Consider the following 25,427-nt stretch of genomic DNA (forward strand, 5'->3'; position numbering starts at 1 on the left):
CCCGCACGCCGGAAGACCAAGGGTTCCTGTCCAACGTTAATCGGGGCAGGGTGAGTCGACCCCTAAGGCGAGGCAGAAATGCGTAGTCGATGGGAAACGGGTTAATATTCCCGTACTGGTGATAATTGCGATGGGGGGACGGAGAAGGTTAGGCTGGCCGGGCGACGGTTGTCCCGGTTTAAGGATGTAGGCAGGTGAATTAGGCAAATCCGGTTCACTATATGCTGAGGTCTGATGACGAGTCACTACGGTGGCGAAGTAGCTTATACCCCGCTTCCAGGAAAAGCCTCTAAGCTCTAGATTATCATTAATCGTACCCCAAACCGACACAGGTGGTCAGGTAGAGAATACTCAGGCGCTTGAGAGAACTCGGGTGAAGGAACTAGGCAAAATGGTGCCGTAACTTCGGGAGAAGGCACGCTGGCATTAGGTGAAGTGGTTTACCCATGGAGCTGAAGCCAGTCGCAGATACCAGCTGGCTGCAACTGTTTATTAAAAACACAGCACTGTGCAAACACGAAAGTGGACGTATACGGTGTGACGCCTGCCCGGTGCTGGAAGGTTAATTGATGGGGTTATCCGTAAGGAGAAGCTCTTGATCGAAGCCCCAGTAAACGGCGGCCGTAACTATAACGGTCCTAAGGTAGCGAAATTCCTTGTCGGGTAAGTTCCGACCTGCACGAATGGCGTAATGATGGCCAGGCTGTCTCCACCCGAGACTCAGTGAAATTGAACTCGCTGTGAAGATGCAGTGTACCCGCGGCAAGACGGAAAGACCCCGTGAACCTTTACTATAGCTTGACACTGAACATTGAGCCTTGATGTGTAGGATAGGTGGGAGGCTTTGAAGCGTGGACGCCAGTCTGCGTGGAGCCAACCTTGAAATACCACCCTTTAATGTTTGATGTTCTAACGTAGCCCCATTATCTGGGGTGCGGACAGTGTCTGGTGGGTAGTTTGACTGGGGCGGTCTCCTCCCAAAGAGTAACGGAGGAGCACGAAGGTTGGCTAAGCATGGTCGGACATCATGCGGTTAGTGCAAAGGCATAAGCCAGCTTGACTGCGAGAGTGACGGCTCGAGCAGGTACGAAAGTAGGTCTTAGTGATCCGGTGGTTCTGTATGGAAGGGCCATCGCTCAACGGATAAAAGGTACTCCGGGGATAACAGGCTGATACCGCCCAAGAGTTCATATCGACGGCGGTGTTTGGCACCTCGATGTCGGCTCATCACATCCTGGGGCTGAAGTAGGTCCCAAGGGTACGGCTGTTCGCCGTTTAAAGTGGTACGCGAGCTGGGTTTAGAACGTCGTGAGACAGTTCGGTCCCTATCTGCCGTGGGCGTTGGAAGATTGAAAGGGGCTGCTCCTAGTACGAGAGGACCGGAGTGGACGCACCACTGGTGTTCGGGTTGTCATGCCAATGGCATTGCCCGGTAGCTAAGTGCGGAAGAGATAACCGCTGAAAGCATCTAAGCGGGAAACTTGCCTTGAGATGAGTCTTCCCTGACTCTTTAAGGGTCCTAAAGGAACGTTTAAGACTAAGACGTTGATAGGTTGGGTGTGTAAGCGTAGCGATACGTTGAGCTAACCAATACTAATGAACCGTGAGGCTTAACCTGACAACACCGAAGGTGTTTTCGAGATTGAGAGATGAAGTTGATTCAATGAAGTGGGAAGCCGAGAGGTGGACACAACAGCTTGTTCAGGATTGATATTCTGGTTTAGTGGATTAAAGGCTAAACGGGAATAAACAGAATTTGTCTGGCGGCAATAGCGCGGTGGTCCCACCTGACCCCATGCCGAACTCAGTAGTGAAACGCCGTAGCGCCGATGGTAGTGTGGGGTCTCCCCATGTGAGAGTAGGGAACTGCCAGACATTAAATTAGCCGAGAAGCCACCCATTGGGTGGCTTTTTTGCGTTTAGGGCATGAAAAATAGGCGATAAAAGGTCAGATTGTCACCCTCTGAGGCGCTATTATCGAAACAGACACCTTCAGATCTTACAAATTCCGTTATGCTTACTCTCTGACTACCTGCATTTAAAGGCGACTATGCAAAACCTACCACCCGAAAATCATTATTCAAGAAACAATAAGTCTTAAAATCCTCTCTATTTCAGATCAAAAAAGTCTAAGCCATTTTAGCTATTAAGCTGTAATAAAAAGTCTGGATATCATTGAGTTATCAGTTTGCTAGACTCTCAATATTCCTATAACACTGACCATCGCTTGAAATTAATTCAACTTGCTTTGAAACGCTCGACAAGTAGAGTTACATTGGTTAGATTGTTTAGCATTCTAGAAGTCTAAACGTATAAAGTATATTTAAGGGGATGAACCATGCCAATTCGCCTGCCTGATGAGCTACCAGCAGTTAATTTCTTGCGTGAAGAAAATGTTTTTGTCATGACCACGACGAGAGCAAGCCTTCAGGAGATCCGTCCCTTGAAAGTACTGATACTGAACTTAATGCCTAAAAAAATTGAGACTGAAAACCAATTTTTACGGTTGCTATCAAACACGCCATTGCAAGTCGACATCCAGCTTCTACGCATTGATCAGCGAGAATCTAAGAATACACCAACGGAACATTTGAACAATTTTTACTGTGACTTTGAAGATATTAAACACCAAAATTTTGATGGATTAATTGTCACAGGTGCTCCGCTCGGCTTAGTTGAATTTGCTGACGTGTGTTATTGGGAACAAATAGAGCGCGTGATTGCATGGGCAAAAGAGCATGTAACTTCAACATTGTTTGTTTGCTGGGCTGTTCAAGCTGCGCTTAACGTATTGTATGATTTACCTAAATTAACCCGTAAAGAGAAACTTTCTGGGGTATATTCACACGAAACATTAGAGCCTTACGCGTTATTAACTCGAGGATTTGATGCTTCTTTTTATGCGCCGCACTCCCGTTATGCCGATTTCCCTGAAGACTATATTCGTGAGAACACAGACCTTGATATTTTAGCCAGTTCACCGGAAGCAGGAGCGTACTTATTTGCATCAAAAGATAAGCGTTTGGCATTTGTCACGGGACATCCTGAGTACGATGCAGAGACATTATCCCAAGAATATTGGCGTGATGTGGATGCGGGGATTACACCTGAACTGCCGTGTAATTATTTCAAAAATGATGATCCGAATAATTCACCGGAAGTTCGTTGGCGTAGTCATGGCCACTTGTTATTCTCCAATTGGCTCAATTATTATGTGTATCAGATCACACCATTTGATCTTACTCACATGGAACCGACTTTAGATTAAAAAACTCACTTAATGCCAGTTAACTGGTCATATCTCAGAATATAAGGCTGAATAATCAAAATTATTTGGCCTTTAAATCAAGATTTCCTTCTTTATTTAGATGAATAAATAACCATTTTTTGCCTATTTGTTCATTTTTTATTTTTAACAAAAAAAATCCCACCAATACACAACCCTATGATTTAACTAATATTTAACACTTTGTTTTTTGTAATAGAAATTAAAAGCAAAATAAAAATAGTAAATATCTCTTTTTAGATCAAATAGATAAAATTAATTTAAATTAAAATGGAAACCGTTTTTGATTTATTTATTTTTTGAGTTTACTCTTAATTCATAGCCAGCCATGAGTGAGGAAAAAACAATGGATCAGCAGTTATCTATTTCAGATTTAACCTTCAAGAAAGCATTTTCTCAGCAAGCAAAACAGATATTAAATGCTGATTCTATTGGCTTTCTCTCTTATCTCGTTGAAGGTTTCTTGCCAAGAAGAGAGCAGCTACTCAAAGATAGAGTGCATCGCCAAAAAGGGATTGATGCAGGAAGTTTACCTGATTTTATTATGGAATCTAATTCCATTAAAAATGCAGATTGGAAGATTCAAAATATTCCTGACGATTTACAAGATCGTCGTATAGAAATTACTGGGCCAGTTGATCGGAAAATGGTGATCAACGCATTGAATGCTAACGTAAAAGTATTTATGGCTGATTTTGAGGACTCTTTATCGCCATCATGGGAAAGGTTGATTGATGGGCAAATCAACTTACGCGATGCGATCACCGGCGAAATATCTTACACCAATGAAAATGGCAAAGTTTATCAGCTGAAATCTAATCCCGCTGTGTTGATCGCCCGAGTGCGTGGACTGCATTTAGATGAAAAACATGTGCTTGTTGATAACCAACCGATACCCGGTGGGCTGTTTGATTTCGCACTCTACTTTTTCAATAACTATCAGGCATTACTGGCGAAGGGAAGTGGCCCTTATTTCTATATTCCGAAGCTGGAATCTTGGCAGGAGGCTCAATGGTGGAGCGATGTGTTTAGCGCCGCAGAAGATTATGTAGGCTTACCACGCGGGACTATCAAAGCCACAGTGTTAATTGAAACACTCCCTGCGGTTTTCCAGATGGATGAAATTTTGTACCACATGCGCCACCACATTGTTGGGCTTAACTGTGGGCGTTGGGACTACATTTTCAGCTACATCAAAACATTGAAAGAGCATGCGGACCGCGTTTTACCGGATAGACAATCGGTCACTATGACACAGGAATTTTTAAGCGCCTATTCACGTCTGCTGATCAAAACCTGTCATCGTCGCGGAGCATTCGCGATGGGGGGAATGTCCGCCTTTATTCCAAGTAAAGATGCACAGGAAAACCAAGCGATTCTTGCCAAAGTTAAAGCGGATAAAGAACTGGAAGCGCGTAATGGCCATGATGGTTCATGGATTGCACACCCAGGTTTGGCTGATACCGTCATGGCGGTTTTCAACGAAGCATTAGGCGAGCGAAAAAACCAGCTGAATATCCGACGTGAAAATGATGCTGAAATCACCGCGCAACAGTTACTAAAACCTTGTGAGGGCGAAAGAACCGAAGCGGGTATGCGCGCCAATATTCGCGTGGCGGTGCAATACATTGAAGCATGGATTTCAGGAAATGGCTGCGTGCCTATCTATGGTTTGATGGAGGATGCGGCGACCGCTGAAATTTCGCGGACATCAATCTGGCAGTGGATCCGTCATGGAAAATCATTATCGAACGGTATGAAAGTCACGAAAGCGTTATTTGAAGAGATGCTGGATGAAGAGTTGCAAGTCATCCAAAAAGAGCTTGGTGATCATCGTTTTCAAAGTGGGCGATTCAAAGAAGCGAGTGAGCTGATGCGCCGAATCACAACCCAAGATGAATTGATCGAGTTCTTAACGATACCGGGCTACCAATTACTTGATTAGCCAAGTTAACGAATGCAGATAGCACCCAATTACCCTACAAAGATAGATAACAAGAAAGGACGTAAATCATGACAACATCGCGCTTAGAACAGATTGCTCAATTGGAAAATGAGTGGAAAAAACCACGCTGGAAAGGCATTACTCGCCCTTATGCAGCCGAAGAAGTGATCAAATTACGCGGCTCGGTCAATCCTGAGCATACATTAGCTCGTAAAGGAGCTGAACGCTTTTGGGCACAGCTGAATGGCGGCGCGAAGAAAGGCTATGTAAATGCATTAGGTGCATTAACGGGCGGGCAAGCATTGCAACAAGCAAAAGCGGGAATTGAAGCTGTTTATCTTTCTGGTTGGCAGGTAGCGGCAGATGCGAACTCAGCATCCAGCATGTATCCAGACCAATCACTCTACCCTGTGGACTCAGTGCCGAACGTGGTTCAGCGGATCAACAATACATTCCGTCGCGCGGATCAAATTCAGTGGGCGAATGGCATTGGCCCCGATAATAAAGAATACATCGATTTCTTTTTACCTATCGTTGCGGATGCGGAAGCTGGCTTTGGTGGGGTACTGAATGCGTTTGAGCTGATGAAGCACATGATTGAAGCGGGTGCAGCGGCGGTACACTTTGAGGATCAATTGGCGGCGGTGAAAAAATGTGGCCATATGGGTGGGAAAGTTTTAGTTCCAACCCAAGAAGCAGTCCAAAAATTAGTTGCAGCACGCTTAGCGGCGGATGTTTCAGGTGTTCCTACTATCTTAATTGCTAGAACGGATGCGGACGCTGCTGATTTATTAACATCAGATTGTGACCCTTATGATGAGCCATTTATCACGGGTGAGCGTACGGCCGAAGGTTTCTTCCGTACCACGGCAGGGATAGAGCAAGCGATTAGCCGAGGCTTAGCCTATGCCCCTTATGCTGATTTAGTCTGGTGTGAAACCTCCAAGCCAGATCTGGAAGCTGCGCGTCAATTTGCTGAGGCAATTCACGCTAAATTCCCAGGTAAATTATTAGCTTATAACTGTTCACCTTCATTTAACTGGAAGAAAAATTTGGACGACAGCACCATTGCTCGTTTCCAACAAGAGTTGTCAGACATGGGCTATCGCTTCCAGTTTATTACCTTGGCAGGAATTCACAGCATGTGGTTCAACATGTTCGACCTTGCTCACGCTTACGCACAAGGCGAAGGAATGAAACACTATGTTGATAAAGTTCAGGAATGTGAATTTGCCGCTATCAATAAAGGCTATACCTTCTCTTCTCATCAGCAAGAAGTGGGAACTGGCTATTTTGATAAGGTGACGACGGTGATTCAAGGGGGGAGTTCTTCAGTTACGGCATTAACGGGTTCGACCGAAGAAGAGCAATTCTAATCGGGGAGAAATTTACGGTTCCTATTGCTCGGTGTATGTGTGTTGACATAAGTGTATCTTTTGACTTTTCAGGCACGTAAGTGCCTGTTTTTTTATTGGGAGAGTGAAGATGACCCTCGAAACTGAACAGATCATCGCTCAAACCATTTTGCAGGGCTTTGATGCGCAATATGGGCGATTTCTTGAAATCACCTCGGGCGCTCAAGAACGCTTTGAACGCGGGGATTGGCATGCGGTTCAACACGCGATGAAGCAAAGGATCAAACTGTATGATCACCACGTGGGGCTTGTCGTTGCTCAGCTGCAGTGTATGGGGCTAGTGCAATCGCTCAGTCCTTATAATTTGGCAAGGATCAAACAGGTCTATGCGACATTGCTACCGGATTACCCGCGTTTTGAAATTGCTGAAAGTTTTTTTAATTCAGTATATTGCCGGCTGTTTCAACATCGAGAGCTGACCCAAGAAAATCTGTTTATCTTTACTTCACAACCTGCACGACGCTTTTGCACCTTACCAAGACCATTAGCTCGCGAATATAAGCTCAATGGGAACATGGAAATGGTATTTAATGGGATCTTAAGCGGGTTGCCCATTCGCTTAACGTGGCGAAATTTAGCCTTTGATATTGATTGCATTGTAGAAACGCTAAGGCAGCGCTTCCCAGAGATTGTTGAACAGGGTGCTCAATTGCATGTGGCGAATGAGCTGTTTTATCGGAATAAAGCCGCATGGTTAGTTGGGAAGCTATATATCAATCACCAAGTTTACCCATTCCTATTGCCTATTCACCATGATGAAGACGGTAAAATGTATGTAGACGCGTGTTTAACTGGGTTTGATGACGCGAGTATAGTGTTTGGCTTCGCTCGTTCCTATTTTATGGTGTATGCACCGTTTCCGGCTGGGCTAGTTTTCTGGTTACGTGAAATTTTACCCAGTAAATCAATCGCTGAGTTGTATATGGCGATTGGTTGCCAAAAGCACGGTAAAACAGAATATTACCGAGAATATTTGGCGTATTTAAATTTTTCACGAGAACAATTTACCCTCGCCCCCGGCGTGAAAGGGATGGTGATGTTGGTGTTTACGGCACCATCATTTGATCGGGTATTTAAGATTATTAAAGATAAATTTGCGCCACAAAAAGAAGTGACTAAAGCTCGAGTGCTTGAGTGCTATCAAATGGTCAAAGAGCACGACCGAGTGGGACGCATGGCAGATACTCAAGAGTTTGAAAACTTTATTATTGAAAAGCGTTTTGTCAGTGATGGGCTAATGAGCGAGTTACTAACGGAGGCGCCGTCTCAGGTTGAAGATTTGGGGGATAAAATATTAATTCGTCATCTCTATATGGAACGTAAGATGATCCCGCTGAATATTTTTATGGATGAAGCGTCGGATGAGCAGCTTTATCACGCAATAGAAGAATATGGCTGCGCCATCAAACAGCTGGCTGCCGCCAATATTTTCCCAGGGGATATGCTATTTAAAAACTTTGGAGTAACGCGCCATGGTCGGGTGGTATTTTATGATTATGATGAAATTTGCTATATGACCGAGGTGAATTTCCGTCATATTCCTGAGCCACTTTACCCTGAGCAAGAGCTCTCTGGTGAACCTTGGTACAGCGTACGGGAGCAAGATGTTTTCCCCGAAGAATTTGCTCAATTCTTATGCCAAGATCCGAAAGTTAGAGATTATTTACAGCTGCATCATCAAGATTTATTTAACGCAGATTATTGGCAAAAACTGCAAAAACGTATTTTGGATGGGTATGTAGAAGATGTGTTTGCTTACTCGGAAGATCAGCGCTTTTGCCGTCGATTTCTTCACGCTATCTCTGCGGCTTAGTTGATTGAAAGTGGGTCAATGACCCACTTTATAACTCAACCACTCACATCATAACTTAGCAATTACAGCGCGCCTTGCACCGCTTGCTGTGCTAATTCGGTGATTTTATCGTAGTTGCCATTTTCCAGAGCATCTTCTGGTACTAACCATGAGCCACCAATACACAGCACGCTGTCTAGAGCGAGATAATCACGGTAATTTGCGAGGGAGATCCCGCCTGTTGGGCAGAAGCGAACTTGGGAGAAAGGCCCTGCAATCGCTTTGAGCGCTTTCACGCCACCATTGGCTTCGGCTGGGAAGAATTTGAATTCTTTAAGTCCGTAGTTCATGCCCGCCATTAATTCAGATACGGTGGAAATTCCGGGAATTAATGGAATGCTGCCTTGATTTGCCGCCGCTAATAATTCGTCCGTTAAACCTGGGCTGATAGCAAATTGCGCACCCGCTTGGGTCACTTCAGCCAGCTGTTTTGCATTGATAACGGTACCGGCACCTACAATCGCTTCAGGGACTTCTTCAGCAATAAGTCGGATGGCTTCGATGGCGCATTCCGTTCTTAACGTGACTTCCAATACTTTGATACCGCCTTTGAGTAAGGCTTTTGCTAAAGGAACGGCTTGCTCGAGTTTTTTGATCACAATGACAGGAACAACAGGACCTTGTTTTAGAACATCTTCAGCAGTCATTTTCCAATTATTCATAATAAATCCTATTAAGCGGTATAAATTAAAAATTAATACAGTCAGTCATTAATACTACAAGCACCTTCTTCGGCGCCGGATAAATGTTGTCTTAATGCACCAAACAGCTCTCGACCACAACCCACTCGTTCTGCACTCAGGTCGGCTTGATAAGGTTGACGAGCGGATAAAATTTGTTCGTCGACGAGAAGCTCAATTTCTCCCGTCAATGCATTAACGCGAATTAAATCACCGTCTTGGACTTTGGCGAGTAAGCCGCCATTGTAAGCTTCTGGGGTGACATGAATAGCAGAAGGTACTTTGCCCGATGCTCCCGACAATCGCCCGTCAGTGACTAATGCCACTTTATAGCCTTTGTCCAATAATACCCCGAGTGGCGGCATTAATTTATGTAATTCAGGCATGCCATTCGCAGATGGTCCTTGGAAACGAACCACAATGACGCAGTCTCTGTCTAATTCGCCTGCTTCAAAACGCGGTGCAATATCATTTTGATTATTGAACACGATGGCTGGGGCTTCAATCACTTGGTTTTCAACGGGAACGGCTGACGTTTTCATCACAGCGCGACCAAGGTTCCCAGACAGTAGTTTAGTCCCACCGTGATGGGAGAAAGGATGATCAATATCAGCAATCACTTCAAGATCATAAGAATTTTTTGCCCCTTCGCGCCAAGATAACTGACCGTTGTCCAACCAAGGTTCGAGGGTATAACGTGATAACCCAAACCCGGCGACGGTGTGAACGTCATCATGGAGTAAACCTTTAGCAAGGAGCTGGCGGATCAACAACTGAACGCCACCGGCCGCTTGGAATTGGTTAATATCAGCTTGGCCATTTGGATAAATTCGGCAAATCAGAGGAACGACAGCAGAAAGATCAGAGAAATCATCCCAATTGATAATAATGCCGGCGGCGCGTGCAATCGCCACCAGATGCATGGTGAGATTGGTGGATCCCCCTGTTGCCAGAAGCGCCACAATACCATTTACAATCACTTTTTCATCAACCAGTTTACCAATCGGTAAATAATTTCCTGATTGCTCAGTAAGGCGTGTAATTTGGCGAGCCGCAGCACGAGTGAGTTCATCACGTAATGGGGAATCTGGTGGAACAAAGGAAGAGCCAGGTAAGTGTAACCCCATCACTTCCATCACCATTTGGTTAGAGTTTGCGGTACCGTAAAATGTGCAGGTACCAATGCTGTGATAGGACGCGGCTTCAGCATCAAGTAATGCATTACGGTCAACTTTCCCTTCAACGTATAGCTGACGAATTCTCACTTTTTCTTTGTTGGGTAAGCCAGTGCTCATGGGGCCTGCAGGGACAAAAACTGCGGGTAGGTGCCCAAAAGAGAGCGCGCCCATCATCAGCCCCGGAACAATTTTATCGCAGATCCCTAAATAGAGCGCGCCATCGAACATATTGTGGGAAAGTCCGATGGCAGTGGACATCGCGATAACATCGCGGCTCAGTAATGAGAGTTCCATACCATCTTGCCCTTGGGTAACACCATCGCACATGGCAGGAACACCCGCAGCTACTTGCCCAATCGCACCATTTTCCAGTAGAGCTTGTTTCAATTGGTCAGGGTAGCGGTCATAGGGGCGATGAGCGGAAAGCATGTCGTTATAGGAGTTAATGATAGCGATATCGGAACGAGTCATGCTTTTGAGAATACTTTTTTCTTCACTTTGGCAGGCAGCAAAACCATGAGCCAGATTCCCACACGCTAATTCAGCGCGATGTACAGTACTGCTACGAGCCTGTTCAATTTTTTCGAGATACGCTTTTCGACTCTCTTTCGAGCGCGCGATGATACGTTGGGTGATCTGTAAAATATGGTCATTGACCTTCGTTGAAGGTGTGACGTCAGAAATATTTTTGCTCATGATAATGGCTCCATTATACAAACAGTACTCTTTATGTTACCGGTAACATTGTTCAATGAAAAAACAATTGTTGCAATGATCAAAATGAAGATTTCGACATATCTGTGATCTGAATCAAGAAGAGGATCGGGGAGTAATTTGGGAGTAATCGTGACCATTTCAGCCTAACAGAATGATAAATAATAACTATAATGAGTTGGTCAATGGCATTGAGATAAAAATCAAGTAGGGAAATATGGCTGGGTTGAAAAAACGGAATTCGCTTGGGTGGCTGTTAGGTGTTTTTTGGTTGTGCTCAAGCAGCGTTCAAGCGACAGAAGTGCCTGAAGTGGTTTTAACCACAGGATCTTACGCCGTATTAGAGAAGGCGATTTCAGCTAGTCAAGGTAGTTATGCTGAGCAAAAAATGGCGAATGCAACCGCCACTTTGTTGGGTACTCCCTACAATAATCGTACTTTAAATATGGATGCATTCTCAACGGAACGGTTAATCATTGACTTAAAAGCCGTTGATTGCATGACATTCATTGAGTATAGCGAAGCCTTTAAATATGCGGATGATGCTGAACAATTTGCCTCATATTTAGAGAAAGTACGCTATGTCGATGCAAAAGTCGCATTTAATCAACGTCGTCATTTCTTTTCGGATTGGGCAGAAGGGGATCATAAAGTGGTCTCTGATATAACAGCTCAATTGAGCCCCCACACTATTTTTGTTAATAAACAACTTAATAAAAAAAGTAACGGTGATCCTATTATTGCTACGGTTAAAATAACACCAAGAGTGATTGGTTATATCCCAACTCGATTTATTGATAGAAAATTACTGAAGCAGTTAAAAACAGGGGATTACATTGGTATTTATTCCCCTGCATCAGGATTGGATGTCACCCATGTGGGTATTGTTATTAGAGATGGCGAAAAAGTGATATTTCGCCATGCTTCTTCGCAACGAAAAAATTTACGGGTAATGGATGTCGAACTATTTTCTTATCTTCAAGGAAAAAGTGGAATTATGGTATTTAGATAAAGTTGGCTTGAAAGTTAAGCCCGCTAATTACTTATTTTTTAATGCTGATTACGTATGACATTATTTTAAATAAATTTCAATTTTTAAAATAAAATTAAAACGTAAGTACAAGTGATTTTTAGTTACCAATTATTTCCATAACTATTTAAATTGTAAAACATTATTAAATTAGAGGTGTTTTAATAATAGTTTCACAAGGTTAAAACAACGAGTGACATTAAAAAATATTTTTATAAAGCAATGGATTACAACTAAGAATAGTAAAGGTTAAAAATTAAAATCATAATGACACCTTAAATTCCTATCAATAATAGTTAATTCGATTGTTTTTATCTATTTTAAAAAAAATAGATTGTTTTTATAATGCCCGTTAGTGTTTGATTAGATTCTTTATATTGAGGTGAGCATGTACATGTCAGAAAAACAAAATATTTATGCTTTACTTGGCAATCATCTTCGTAAAGCTAGAGTACGTAAAGGGTTATCAGGTCAGGAGTTAGCAGCTATTATTCAACTTAGCCAGCAGCAGGTATCTCGATATGAACTGGGTGTGAATAAGCTGAGTTTAGATAAATTAATCGAGATTGCTATTTTACTTGAAATTGATATTCATGAAATTACCACTATGATTGCACGTCAATTTGAGAAAGAGAAAGATAATTCTAGTGAGGTGGCACTAGCGAGTTTTTAATTTATTTTCACTTCCCTTAAAGTTTTATAGGTTAAAAAAATTATAATGATTAAATGATTTTAATTATTAATGCTATCTTCAATGTAATAATTAAATTTCATGAATCTGATGATTCTGCTTTTAAATGATAAAAGCAGATAACGATTAAATTCGATTAGCTTTTTTTATAAAATTATTCATATTCTGCTTTTTTTGATTCATTTAATTTACTCTTTTTTTTATATTTGCTCATATTTAAGACGATTCTTTACGAAAAGTTCTCATGGTTTTATCGAGGGCGGTGTGCTTAAATGTGCGACAATTCAACATGGAAAAAGGGCAGTTTTAAATGGCTAGGGCAATATGGATATTTGTCATATTCCTACTTGTCGGTTGTTCAACGACACCTTCAAAAACGGGTTACTATCTCGATCAGAGTTACCCGTCACAGAATACCAGTGAGCGTATTCAATTTATTGTTCTGCATTACACTGTTTCTGATGATGCCCACTCAATTAAAATATTAACGAAAGGAAAGGTGAGTTCCCACTACCTCATTCCTAGTCAACCTGCACAAAAAAATGGTCAGCCTGTTATTTTACAACTCGTTCCTGAGCGTTTGAAAGCGTGGCACGCAGGGGATAGCCGCTGGCAATATCATCATGGACTTAATGATAGCTCGATTGGTATTGAAATCGTTAATGAAGGTTTGGTGAGAAAAAATGGTCAAGATATCTGGCCGCCTTTTAATGACTCACAGATAGATGCGTTGATCCCGCTATTGAAAGACATCATGCAACGTTATGACATTCCGCCTGAAAATGTCATTGGTCATAGTGATATCGCACCACTGCGTAAGCAAGATCCGGGACGTGCATTTCCGTGGCAATCATTAGCGCTGCACGGGATTGGTGCTTGGCCTGACCCTCAAACCGTCAATAAGTATTTAGCTGGGCGACAAATTAATGCACCTGTCAGTGTATTAAATCTACAAAAAGCATTGAAGTTTTATGGCTATGTGGGGATCCCACTGACAGGAAAATTAGATAAAGAAACGAAGCAGACGCTGCGTGCATTCCAAATGCATTATCGTCCACGGGATATTGATGGGCGGGCAGATGCGGAAACGGAAGCTATCGCTTTAGCCTTGATTGAAAAATATCGCAATATGCCGAAATTCAAACAATCTTTGAAATCGAATAAATCGGAAAGCGTATCCGGTCAACAGGGTGATTAACCCGTCAGTAACATGATTAATTGAAGAAGTGCGGGGAGATCCCGCACTTTTACTTGCTAGCGATTAGCGCCATATTCATGGCTGATTTCTTTAGCGGCTTTGATCACCATCGCTCCCAACTCAGTTACCCGATCATCGGTGATCCGTGAAAGTGGCCCAGAAATTGAGATCGCAGCAAATGCCTCTTTATGCTCATCATAAATACAGGCGCCAATACATCTTAACCCCAGCGCATGTTCTTCATCATCATAAGAAAACCCTTGTTTTTTAGCTTGTTGCAGATTTTCTTTCAATGCGGATGGGTTAGTTAATGTATGCGGTGTATAGGCATGTAAGCCTTTTTTGCCAAGTAATGGAATTAGCTGTTCTTCAGGCAAATTGGCAATAAACGCCTTTCCTGCACCCGATGCATGTAATGGCAGTTTCCCGCCAATCGGAGCAGACATGCGCATTAGTGCATTACATTGTACTTGGTCAACAATCACAGCGTCATATTCCGTGTGATCTAAAATCGCTAAATTAACGGTTTCGCCAGATTCTTCCATCAAACGGCGTAATATCGGATGGACAAGGGCTAATAAATTACGACTTTCAAGGAAGCTACTGCCGATGATAAAGGCATGAGAAGCGATGACCCACAGCCCAAGATCCCCTGTCTGGCGCACAAAACCGTGCTGCTCTAGGGTCATTAATAAGCGGTGAGTTGTGGAATTAGGTAAACCAGCTTGAAGGGCTAAATCGGTGAGGGCGATCCCCCCGGTTGATTCAGAAATGTATTCCAAAAGCGTCAGTCCACGGCTTAAGGATTGAACTTGTCCGGCAGCCGTAGCGCCACTCGCAGGTCCTTTTGCCTTCTTTATTTTTTTAGTAATGGGTGTAGCCGCCATCAAGTGTCTCCTGACAGGAATGAATATTCGTTTCTATTATGAATGATTTCATTCAAAAATACTCATCGGATCAGCAAAAAGTCGATCTTTGGCAACCTGAAAAACTCTCATCATAACGACGAATTTTCTCTTCTGAAGTTATGGTAGGATGTGATTCATACAAATTTAGTTTAGTTTCAATTCATTGACGTTTTAGCTGTGTGAAGTCACAGCATGGGGCCGATTAAGCCGAGGGATTATTATTTTCAGGAGGACAGTGCAGTGTCCAGCAAGAAAAACCAATTAGAACAACAATTAAAAAATAGAATTCTCGTCCTAGATGGTGCGATGGGAACGATGATCCAACGCCATAAACTCTCTGAAGAGCAGTTTCGCGGCGCGCGTTTTGCAGATTGGCCAAGTGATTTGAAAGGCAACAATGACTTACTTGTGCTCACCCAGCCTGAGATTATTCGCGATATCCATAGCCAATATTTTGCGGCAGGGGCGGATATTGTTGAAACCAATACATTTAACTCCACCACCATTGCGATGGCGGATTATAAAATGGAAGCCCTTTCTGCACAAATCAATGAAACCGCAGCTCGCCTTGCTCGTGAATGTGCCGATGAGTGGACACGTAAAACCCCAGAAAAACCGCGTTATGTGGCTGGGGTCTTGGGACCAACAAACCGTACGGCATCGATCTCCCCTGATGTGAATGATCCGGCCTATCGCAACGTCACGTTTGATCTGCTGGTGGACGCGTATCGCGAATCCACACGATCGCTGATTAAAGGTGGTGTCGATCTGATCATGATCGAAACTATCTTTGACACATTAAATGCAAAAGCGGCAATTTTTGCTGTAGAAACTGAATTTGAAGCCCTTGGGATCCATTTACCAGTGATGATCTCAGGGACTATCACTGATGCCTCGGGACGCACCTTATCGGGGCAAACCACGGAAGCATTTTATAACTCATTGCGTCACTCTCAGCCGCTATCATTCGGGCTTAACTGCGCACTGGGGCCTGACGAACTTCGTCAATATATCGCTGAATTATCTCGTATTTCAGAGTGCTATGTTAGCGCCCACCCCAATGCAGGATTACCGAATGCATTCGGTGAATACGATCTTGATGCCCAAAATATGGCGCAGCAGATCCGCGAATGGGCGGAAGCTGGCTTTTTAAATATCGTCGGTGGATGCTGTGGTACCACACCACTTCATATCCAAAAAATGGCGCAAGCCGTTGAGGGGCTTAAACCTCGCCAGTTGCCAAAATTGCCAGTGGAATGTCGTTTATCCGGTTTAGAGCCGCTGAATATTGGTGCGCAGTCTCTGTTTGTGAACGTGGGAGAGCGTACTAACGTCACAGGCTCAGCAAAATTCAAGCGTTTAATTAAAGAAGAAAATTACCAAGAAGCCCTTGATATCGCTCGCCAACAAGTGGAAAACGGCGCGCAGATCATCGACATCAATATGGATGAGGGAATGCTAGATTCTCACGCGGCGATGGTGCGTTTTCTGAATTTGATCGCGGGGGAGCCGGATATTGCACGGGTACCTATTATGATCGATTCCTCAAAATGGGATGTGATCGAAAAAGGCCTGAAATGCATCCAAGGCAAAGGGATCGTCAACTCCATCTCAATGAAAGAGGGAGTTGATGCCTTTATTGAACACGCAAAATTAGTCCGTAAATATGGTGCGGCAATGGTGGTCATGGCGTTCGATGAAGTGGGGCAAGCAGATACCCGCGAGCGTAAAATCGAAATTTGCCGCCGTGCATACCAAATATTGACGGAAACGGTCGGTTTCCCGCCTGAAGATATTATTTTTGACCCGAACATTTTTGCGGTTGCTACGGGGATTGAAGAACACAATAACTATGCCGTTGATTTTATTGAAGTCTGTAAGAATATTAAAGATCAACTGCCCCATGCATTGATCTCCGGCGGGGTATCAAACGTCTCTTTCTCATTCCGAGGCAATGATCCGGTACGTGAAGCCATTCACGCGGTTTTCCTGTACCACGCGATCCGCAATGGCATGGATATGGGGATCGTCAATGCGGGACAATTGGCCATTTATGACGATCTTCCTGCTGAACTCAAAAACGCGGTAGAAGATGTGATCCTCAATCGCCGAGAAGACGGTACTGAAAAGCTACTGGAATTGGCTGAAAAATACCGTGGAACAGGGGGACAAGAGCAGCAAGTTCAACAAGCGGAATGGCGTAGTTGGGAAGTGGAAAAACGGCTGGAATACTCGCTAGTGAAAGGGATCACGGAATTTATTATCCAAGATACGGAAGAGACCCGCCAACGCGCATCAAGCCCTATCGAAGTGATCGAAGGCCCGTTAATGAACGGCATGAATGTGGTGGGCGACCTATTTGGTGAAGGAAAAATGTTCCTGCCCCAAGTGGTGAAATCCGCTCGCGTGATGAAGCAAGCCGTGGCGTACTTGGAGCCGTACATTCAAGAACTCAAACAATCAGGAAGCAGCGCAGGTAAAGTATTATTAGCGACGGTGAAAGGGGATGTGCACGACATTGGCAAAAATATCGTGGGCGTCGTTTTGCAGTGTAATAACTATGAAATCATTGATTTAGGCGTCATGGTGCCATGTGAAACGATCCTGAAAACCGCTCGTGAACAAAACGTCGATATTATCGGTTTATCGGGTCTGATTACGCCGTCATTGGATGAGATGGTGCATGTGGCAAAAGAGATGGAGCGACAAGGGTTTGCCTTACCGTTATTGATCGGTGGCGCAACCACTTCGAAAGCTCATACAGCCGTAAAAATCGAGCAAAACTATTCAGGGCCCACGGTCTATGTGCAGAATGCATCCCGTACGGTGGGTGTCGTCGCCGCATTACTTTCAGCAACCCAAAAAGCCGAGTTTGTAGCCCGAACGCGTCGTGAATATGACACGGTTCGCCTGCAACATGGGCGCAAAAAGCCAAGAACCCCACCCGTCACATTAGAAGCTGCTCGCGCTAATGGGGTGAATATTGATTGGCAACAGTACCAACCGCCAGTTCCTAAATTCCTAGGCGTTCAAGAAGTGACGGCATCGATTAAAACATTGCGTGACTATATCGACTGGACGCCATTCTTTATGACATGGTCATTGGCAGGCAAATATCCGCGAATTCTGGAAGATGAAGTCGTCGGGGAAGAGGCGCGTAAATTGTTGGCGGATGCCAATACGATGCTCGATACGCTGGATAGCCAAAAATTACTGACGCCAAAAGGGATTTTTGGCATTTTCCCTGCAAACAGCGTAGTGGATGATGTGGAAATCTATCGCTCCTCTGCTCGGGATGAAGTCCAAGCGGTTGCTCTGAATTTACGCCAGCAAACGTTGAAAACCGATTTTCCTAACTACTGTTTATCCGATTTTGTGGCGCCGAAAGAGAGTGGTAAAGCGGACTATATCGGTGCATTTGCGGTTACTGGCGGGTTAGAAGAGGATGATTTGGCTGAGCAGTATGAAAATGCCCACGATGATTATAATAAAATCATGGTGAAAGCCTTGGCTGATCGCTTAGCAGAAGCCTTTGCAGAATATTTGCATCAACAAGTCAGAACCCAGTATTGGGGCTACGCACAGGATGAAGCGCTGAGCAACGAAGAGTTGATCCGTGAAAATTATCAAGGCATTCGTCCTGCGCCGGGTTATGCCGCTTGTCCTGAACACACCGAAAAGGAAAAAATCTGGCAACTCCTGAATGTGGAAGACAAAATTGGTATGAAACTGACCAGCTCTTACGCTATGTGGCCGGGAGCCTCGGTGTCGGGTTGGTACTTTAGCCACCCTGATAGTAAATACTTTGCGGTGGCACAAGTGCAAAAAGATCAAATTGAAGATTATGCTAAACGCAAAGGAATGACTGTCGCAGAATTAGAACGCTGGTTAGCGCCAAACTTAGGCTATGACCCAGAAGATTGATTTGATCCAGAAGATTGATTTTTCAGTTATTCGCCTCCATCTTATAGGTAGGAAATCTATTGGGAGCAAATGATGAGCTATGAATTTATAATTGAAGGAAAACTGCCGTCCTCGGTAGTTTATCCTTATCAGATCCAAAATAGCGCCGCACCAGACACGTTTATGATGAGCGAAGATGCGGTGAGTGCCATGATGAGTATTTTGCAAATCATGGACAAATTGGATACTGAAGATTCATTGACGGAACATTGCTTTAACCAAATTTGGTTAAGAAGCGAGTTAACGCCAGCAAGAGCAGAAGAAATTTATCTGTTCTTGGAAAACCAAGAGCGGGTTGAGCCGATCCCTTCACAAGAAGAAATCGACGCGTTTTATCAAGCCCAACAAGCGGAAGATAAGTTACTCTCTAAAGAAAGTACCAAAGAAGGTATGGTTCCGGTTCATAAATTTGCGACCAATGATGGCTGGTTAATTACAGCGAAAGAGAGTGAATTAATTGCTGAGGTATTTTCAGAAGAATTAGTGGGTGAAAACCATTTTGTGGTTTCCCAAATATCGACGCTATGCAAAATTAGTCATCAAAAATTGGAATTGATTTTAATTGAGTGGGGTAAGTTTAATTTATTTGCCAGTAAGCATGGTGGATATCGCGTTAATTAATTTTCCGCATTAAGACAATTTAATTATTAATTAGAGGGTGATTAGCTCGTTTTGTAACCAATTACGATAATCACCCAAATTATTTTCTTAAAAATTCACTTCATTTGGTTATTTTCTGCTTATAGTCCTTATGATTTTTGTATGGGAATGATATCTTATATAGCAGTGGTCAATGCCAAGCTGTGAGTAAATGTCATGAAATTACCCTCTCTCTTATTTAGTTTCTGCATTATCTGTGCCCCTTATGTGCAAGCAGAGCCAATAGAGTCGGGTTCGTTTCATAACCAGCCAACCAAAGCGGCTGCTAATCAATCTTCTACCCCAAATATCACCCCTGTAGTTTTAACGCCTCAGGCGGATTCTGCTTTAGTTGAACCTTTACCTAAAGCCCTTGAAGTAACTGAGCCAAGCAACCTTCCAACCGATTTCCAAAGTAGCATTAAAGAGGCTAACGCGGGCAAAGTTGATGCCATGATTGATGTGGGTGTCGCGTATTTGGATGGCACAGACTTTCTCGATGCTGATGAAAATAAAGCCTATTACTGGTTTAAGAAAGCTTCTGATTTAAATAGTAATGATGGTGATTACTACATCGGTATGCTGGCACAGCGCAAAAAGGATTATGAGCAAGCGGGTAACTGGTACCGTAAATGCGCCGAAAAAGGCGATGCATATTGCCAATATGCGATGGGCTATTTATTTGAGCGCGGTTTAGGTGTCGAAAAAGACTATAAACAAGCACGCGCTTGGTATTATGAAGCGGCAGAGCAAGAGCAAGAATATGCACAGTTTGCCATTGGGCTGTTTTACCATGATGGGCTTGGTGGTGATATTGACTACAATAAAGCTTTTACATGGTATGAGCGCAGTGCACGTAATGGCGTAGCCTCTGCCGTGAACAACTTAGCCGTGATGTATGAAAATGGCGAAGGTATGGAAAAAGATGAGGATACGGCGATTTACCTGTATCGCCAAGCCGCGAATATGGGCTCCCCAGTTGCACAAAAAAACATGGGGGACTTTTACAGCAAGGGTCACCCGCTCGTTGAGCAAAATAACTACCAAGCCGTTTACTGGTATAAACGCGCGGCAAACCAAGGTGAATTTTCGGCTCAATATGCATTAGCGCAAGCGTATGAGACAGGCGATGGCGTTGGGCAAGACCTGAGCGAAGCCTTCAAGTGGTATCAAATGGCTGCGGATAATGAATCTGCTGAAGCCGCCATGAAAGTGGCTGAGTATTATGAAAAAGGTCTTGGCGGTGTTAAGCCTGATATGGCCAAAGCGACCCAGTGGTATATCGAATTAGCCGATTCAGATATTGTCGATGCACAATTAAAGTTAGCGAATTTATACCTGGCGGGTCAGTTGAAGGATGTTGAGATCCAGCAGATTGTGAAGTGGCTGGAAGTCACGAAAGAAGACAATATGGACGCAAAAAACCAGTTAGCAATTTTCTACCTGACTGGAACCGGAGTTCAGCAAGATAGCCAAAAAGCACGAGAGCTTTTGGAGTCTGCGGCATTCAAAGAAAACAGTGATGCGCAAAATAACCTCGGCGTGATGTATGCCCGAGGAGAAGGCGGTAGTAAAAATATTTTCCGCGCTATTATGTGGTTTGAGCGTGCAGATAAATTGGGTAATGTGACCGCAAAAAATAACTTAGCATTATTGCAAAAAGACCATAATGCAAAAGCGAATATGCTGCAATATACAGAAAGTGTAAAAGATTCATTACCTTCTAGAAAATGAGTTAATAAAAAGATCCATTCCATTTTATTTGAAAGCCAATAACCTTATTAATATTATTGGCTTTTAATCATCAATGTCTATTTCGATTTTTATCATATTTACAAATATCATTTTGATATTCTTAGGAATTACTTTAATTGCACTTTTTCTTATCTACTTTTGAATAGAAACTACGTATATCTACACCATAAAATTTATCAATCTTTGTGAATTAGGAAGCTATTTTTATTTAGCTAAATAATGAAGTATAGTTTTATTAACTGGTTCTTTGTTGAGTCTTTGTTGTAAATCTCTCCATTAGATTAGAACGAGTTTAGTTGTTTTTTGAGTATGAAAAAATGAGGTGTCAAATGAGCACTTATTGTTTTTTTATTAAATCCGACGAAGTTGTTGCGTTAGAGATGAAGGAAACCCAAAAAGCGTCAGAGTTGCTGAGTGCGGGTTATCAGAAGCAGTTTGAAGAGATAGAGGCGAATAGCAAAGAATTAGCGTTAGCGCGCTTTGCGGATATTCGCGGAGAAGAGCTAAAAAGCACCTATGCTTTTGCGGGTGAGTCGACGTTTAGTGGGCTGATTACTTCTTTCCTAAGTCGTTAAATTTATTTTTATTAGCAAGTCAAACGGGCAATCAAAAGATTGCCCGTTATCGTTTCTGGCTCGCTATCATATTATGAATAGCTATTCGCTATCACTCAAAAAGATTATTGTGCAGCGTGCGAATAATCTCTTCCGCGTCGTTACCCGGCACAAGCAGACAAATATTATGGCTGCTAGCACCGTAACTGATCATGCGAATATTAAAGGATTCCAGTGCGCCGAAAATCTGTTTTCCGAGCCCGTTCACTTGTGATAGTTGGTTGCCAATAATCGCCACTAGAGCAAGGTTTTCTTCCACTTCTACGCGGCACAGCGCGGATAATTCGGTCATTAAGGCATTAGTTAGTAAGCTACCATTAGTGCCTGTTGAGCCCGTTGTATCTAATGTCAGTGCGACACTCACTTCCGATGTGGTGATCAAATCCACGGAAATATTATGGCGCAGCAAGATAGTAAAAATCTCTGCTAGGAAACCACGCGCATGCAGCATTTTCAAACTGTGCAGCGTCAGTAACGTTTGTTTGCGGCGTAGTGCGAGCGCTCTAAATTGCGGTGGGTTTTCCGTTTGGTCACTGACAATTGTTCCGCCTGCTTCTGGCGCTTTACTAGAACCGACGAATACTGGGATCCCCGCACGCACTGCGGGTAATAACGTGGCTGGATGCAGAATTTTGGCGCCGAACGTCGCCATTTCAGCCGCTTCATCAAAGGCGATTTCATCGATTTTTTGGGCATTCGGCACCACGCGAGGGTCGGTAGTGTAAATACCAGGTACATCCGTCCAAATATCCACGCGGGATAGGTTCAATACTTCAGCCAGTAAGGCCGCGGTATAGTCACTTCCTCCGCGTCCTAGTGTGGTGGTGCGCCCTTTGGCATCACGACCAATAAACCCTTGAGTGATAACAATTGACTCGGCTAAGCGTGGAAGTAACTGCTGCTGTGCGAGCACTTGTAGCTGTTCAAGATCCGGCTCAGCGCGCCCAAAGCTTTCATTGGTTCTCATCACTTTACGGACATCAAACCACTGTGAGGATGCTCCACGTTGACGCAACACTTCCACAAACAGTAATGTGGACATAATCTCGCCGTGACTGACCATTTCGTCCGTTAAGGCATCGGAAGTGGCCAGAGAGGCTGAATCGGCTAAATGGGCAATATTCTCAAGTAGACGGTCGATTTCTTCGCGGATCACGTTCGCAGTTTGCAGGTGTTCGATAATGTCATATTGAGTTTGTTTGACTCTTTGCAGTAGCTCGTTGCGTTTATCAGTGTCACAGCCTTCAGCGAGTTCAATGAGTAAGTTGGTGATCCCCGCACTTGCGGAAAGCACAACCACACGAACTTGATCATTTGCCAGTACGATGTCTGCACTTTTATTCATGGCGTCGAAGTTAGCGACGCTTGTGCCACCGAATTTTGCGATAACAAACTGATTACTGCCAGCTACTGTATTCATTTTCCAATCCCTTTAATTAAACCGCCTATCTTTAAATAATGCATTAACCCAAAATAATTCCTGCGGCGCTGGCCGAATGAGGCACTACATCAACAGCTTGAAATACGTTGGAGTAATAGATTTATCGACTTTGGCACGTATCGTCAATAATGAATCGAGGTAAATCAGTAATTCTAATGATGGGCAAATGATTATCGGTTTTCCCAATACCTTTTCTTTTTTAATCCTTTTGGGGATGAGATGACAGTTGGCGTTAGGTTTGGGAGAATAGACCTAACAACAGCAGATTATGAGAACGCAGAAAACCGATAAGCTTCGTGTCCTCGGCGAGTTACAATCTATTATTATTTGAAATTGTTTTGGAGGTGTTATCCATGAAAAGTATCAATCCAAGCCAGACGGCGGCATGGCGAGCGCTAGAGCAGCATTTTGCAGACATGAAAAATGTGCATATGCGTGACTTATTTGCACAAGATGAACAGCGCTTTACCAAGTTTTCAGCCACTTTTGATGACCAAATCTTAGTGGATTTCTCCAAAAACCGTATTACACAAGAGACATTGGACAAACTTTTGGCATTAGCCAAAGAAACGCAACTGGAAGATGCAATCAAAAGTCTGTTCAGTGGTGAGAAAATCAACCGCACTGAAGACCGTGCTGTGCTGCATACCGCATTACGTAACCGCGACAATACCCCAGTGCTGGTGGATGGCAAAGATGTGATGCCAGAAGTGAACGCAGTGCTGGAAAAAATGCAGCAGTTCAGCGCGCGTATTATTAGTGGCGAGTGGAAAGGGTACACAGGTAAAGCCATTACTGATGTGGTGAACATTGGGATTGGTGGCTCAGATCTGGGACCATTTATGGTAACTGAGGCGCTACGTCCTTATAAAAACCATTTAAATATGCACTTTGTTTCCAACGTTGATGGCACTCAAATTGCAGAAACATTGAAGGATCTCAATCCTGAAACTACGTTATTCCTGATAGCTTCGAAAACCTTCACAACGCAAGAAACCATGACTAATGCGCATTCAGCGCGTGAGTGGTTATTGACGTTTGCCAAAGATGAAAAACATATCGCGAAGCATTTTGTGGCGCTCTCAACGAACAGTGAGCAAGTCGCAAAATTTGGTATTGATACCAATAACATGTTCGAATTCTGGGATTGGGTTGGCGGTCGTTACTCTCTGTGGTCAGCGATTGGTTTGTCTATCATTTTATCCATCGGTTATGAGAATTTCGTTCAATTACTGAGCGGTGCTCATGCAATGGATAAGCACTTCACGCAAACGCCTCTAGAAAGCAATATCCCCGTTTTATTAGCGCTGATCGGCATCTGGTACAACAACTTTTTTGGCTCAGAAACTGAAGCGATTCTTCCATACGACCAATACATGCATCGCTTTGCTGCCTATTTCCAACAAGGCAATATGGAATCAAACGGAAAATATATCGACCGTAATGGCAATGCAGTCACTTACCAAACAGGTCCAATTATTTGGGGTGAACCAGGAACTAACGGGCAACATGCGTTTTACCAGTTGATTCACCAAGGGACAAAAATGATCCCATGTGACTTTATTGCGCCGGCAGTGACACACAACCCGCTGGGGGATCACCACGCTAAATTGCTGTCTAACTTCTTCGCACAGACTGAAGCGCTAGCCTTCGGTAAAACCCGCGAAGTGGTGGATGCAGAATTTGCCGCGCAAGGTAAAACCGTTGAAGAGATGGAATATGTAGCACCTTACAAAGTGTTTGAAGGTAACCGCCCAACTAACTCTATTCTGCTTAAAGAGATCACGCCGTATTCATTAGGGGCGCTGATCGCTATGTATGAGCATAAAATCTTCACCCAAGGTGCAATTTTGAATATTTTCACCTTTGACCAATGGGGTGTAGAGTTAGGTAAGCAATTAGCGAGCCGTATTCTGCCTGAATTGGAAAATAGCCAAGCGGTGGCGAGCCATGATAGTTCCACCAACGGGCTGATTAATTGCTATAAAAACTGGCGTTAATGGCGTTTTTTTAAGCGACTAATAGCCTGTGATTGGCAGGCTATTAGTATCCTAATAAAATACGATTTTTAAGCTAACTCATTATAAATCAAATATTTTTCACAAAATTTTTACAATT

Annotated in this window: 12 protein-coding genes, 2 rRNA genes and 4 pseudogenes; 14 read left to right on the forward strand and 4 right to left on the reverse strand. The window is 43.5% G+C overall.

Translation table 11 applies throughout. From position 1 onward, the window contains the following. The 6 genes from GKR74_RS00010 to aceK all read left to right on the forward strand — a co-directional run. Positions 1 to 1,618: ribosomal RNA gene (locus GKR74_RS00010) — 23S ribosomal RNA — on the forward strand; the annotation flags it as partial. 141 nt (positions 1,619 to 1,759) lie between these two features. Further along, positions 1,760 to 1,875 (forward strand): 5S ribosomal RNA (gene rrf, locus GKR74_RS00015). Positions 1,876 to 2,338: 463 nt separating this feature from the next. After that, positions 2,339 to 3,268: a homoserine O-acetyltransferase MetA gene (gene metA / locus GKR74_RS00020; RefSeq protein WP_154601985.1), complete on the forward strand. Its 930-nt coding sequence runs from the start codon at positions 2,339 to 2,341 to the stop codon at positions 3,266 to 3,268. Between the two features lie 364 nt (positions 3,269 to 3,632). After that, positions 3,633 to 5,231: a malate synthase A gene (gene aceB, locus GKR74_RS00025; protein WP_154601986.1), complete on the forward strand. Its 1,599-nt coding sequence runs from the start codon at positions 3,633 to 3,635 to the stop codon at positions 5,229 to 5,231. A 68-nt stretch (positions 5,232 to 5,299) separates the two neighbouring features. Continuing rightward, positions 5,300 to 6,607, forward strand: a complete 1,308-nt coding sequence (gene aceA / locus GKR74_RS00030) for an isocitrate lyase (RefSeq protein WP_154601987.1) — start codon at positions 5,300 to 5,302, stop codon at positions 6,605 to 6,607. 109 nt (positions 6,608 to 6,716) lie between these two features. Then, positions 6,717 to 8,459, forward strand: a complete 1,743-nt coding sequence (gene aceK, locus GKR74_RS00035) for a bifunctional isocitrate dehydrogenase kinase/phosphatase (protein WP_154601988.1) — start codon at positions 6,717 to 6,719, stop codon at positions 8,457 to 8,459. A 62-nt stretch (positions 8,460 to 8,521) separates the two neighbouring features. Here aceK and GKR74_RS00040 read toward each other — a convergent pair whose 3' ends face one another. Beyond that, positions 8,522 to 9,160: a bifunctional 4-hydroxy-2-oxoglutarate aldolase/2-dehydro-3-deoxy-phosphogluconate aldolase gene (locus GKR74_RS00040; protein ID WP_108479271.1), complete on the reverse strand. Its 639-nt coding sequence runs from the start codon at positions 9,158 to 9,160 to the stop codon at positions 8,522 to 8,524. Between the two features lie 50 nt (positions 9,161 to 9,210). After that, a pseudogene (edd, locus tag GKR74_RS00045) lies at positions 9,211 to 11,052 on the reverse strand (phosphogluconate dehydratase); the annotation flags it as partial. Between the two features lie 235 nt (positions 11,053 to 11,287). Between edd and GKR74_RS00050 the strand changes: the two are divergent. The 3 genes from GKR74_RS00050 (at position 11,288) to GKR74_RS00060 (ending at position 13,989) form a co-directional block, all read left to right on the forward strand. Further along, a complete protein-coding gene (locus GKR74_RS00050; RefSeq protein ID WP_154601990.1) occupies positions 11,288 to 12,082 on the forward strand; it encodes an N-acetylmuramoyl-L-alanine amidase-like domain-containing protein in 795 nt (264 codons plus the stop codon). 412 nt (positions 12,083 to 12,494) lie between these two features. Continuing rightward, positions 12,495 to 12,773 carry a helix-turn-helix domain-containing protein gene (locus GKR74_RS00055; RefSeq protein ID WP_154601991.1) on the forward strand — a complete coding sequence of 93 codons (279 nt, stop codon included), beginning with the start codon at positions 12,495 to 12,497 and terminating at the stop codon, positions 12,771 to 12,773. A gap of 328 nt (positions 12,774 to 13,101) precedes the next feature. Further along, positions 13,102 to 13,989 (forward strand): N-acetylmuramoyl-L-alanine amidase, encoded by an 888-nt coding sequence (locus GKR74_RS00060; RefSeq protein WP_154601992.1) that lies wholly within the window; start codon positions 13,102 to 13,104, stop codon positions 13,987 to 13,989. 56 nt (positions 13,990 to 14,045) lie between these two features. Here GKR74_RS00060 and iclR read toward each other — a convergent pair whose 3' ends face one another. Further along, positions 14,046 to 14,876 (reverse strand): glyoxylate bypass operon transcriptional repressor IclR, encoded by an 831-nt coding sequence (gene iclR, locus GKR74_RS00065; protein WP_036955435.1) that lies wholly within the window; start codon positions 14,874 to 14,876, stop codon positions 14,046 to 14,048. Between the two features lie 261 nt (positions 14,877 to 15,137). On the opposite strand from iclR, the pseudogene metH reads away from it, so the two are divergent. From metH to GKR74_RS00085, 4 genes and pseudogenes are all read left to right on the forward strand, one after another. Beyond that, a pseudogene (metH, locus tag GKR74_RS00070) lies at positions 15,138 to 18,872 on the forward strand (methionine synthase). Positions 18,873 to 18,893: 21 nt separating this feature from the next. Continuing rightward, positions 18,894 to 19,481: a hypothetical protein gene (locus tag GKR74_RS00075; protein ID WP_154601994.1), complete on the forward strand. Its 588-nt coding sequence runs from the start codon at positions 18,894 to 18,896 to the stop codon at positions 19,479 to 19,481. A 195-nt stretch (positions 19,482 to 19,676) separates the two neighbouring features. Next, a pseudogene (locus GKR74_RS00080) lies at positions 19,677 to 21,275 on the forward strand (tetratricopeptide repeat protein). 308 nt (positions 21,276 to 21,583) lie between these two features. After that, positions 21,584 to 21,829: a hypothetical protein gene (locus GKR74_RS00085; protein WP_154601996.1), complete on the forward strand. Its 246-nt coding sequence runs from the start codon at positions 21,584 to 21,586 to the stop codon at positions 21,827 to 21,829. 88 nt (positions 21,830 to 21,917) lie between these two features. On the opposite strand, the pseudogene lysC reads toward GKR74_RS00085, so the two are convergent. Beyond that, positions 21,918 to 23,288 (reverse strand): annotated as a pseudogene (gene lysC / locus GKR74_RS00090) (lysine-sensitive aspartokinase 3). Between the two features lie 374 nt (positions 23,289 to 23,662). Here lysC and pgi point away from each other — a divergent pair. Continuing rightward, entirely contained in the window at positions 23,663 to 25,309 is a 1,647-nt protein-coding gene (gene pgi, locus GKR74_RS00095; protein WP_154601998.1) for a glucose-6-phosphate isomerase, read from the forward strand. Positions 25,310 to 25,427 lie beyond the last annotated feature (118 nt).

This window comes from Providencia sp. wls1914 (assembly GCF_009706645.1).
GTDB lineage: Bacteria > Pseudomonadota > Gammaproteobacteria > Enterobacterales > Enterobacteriaceae > Providencia > Providencia zhijiangensis.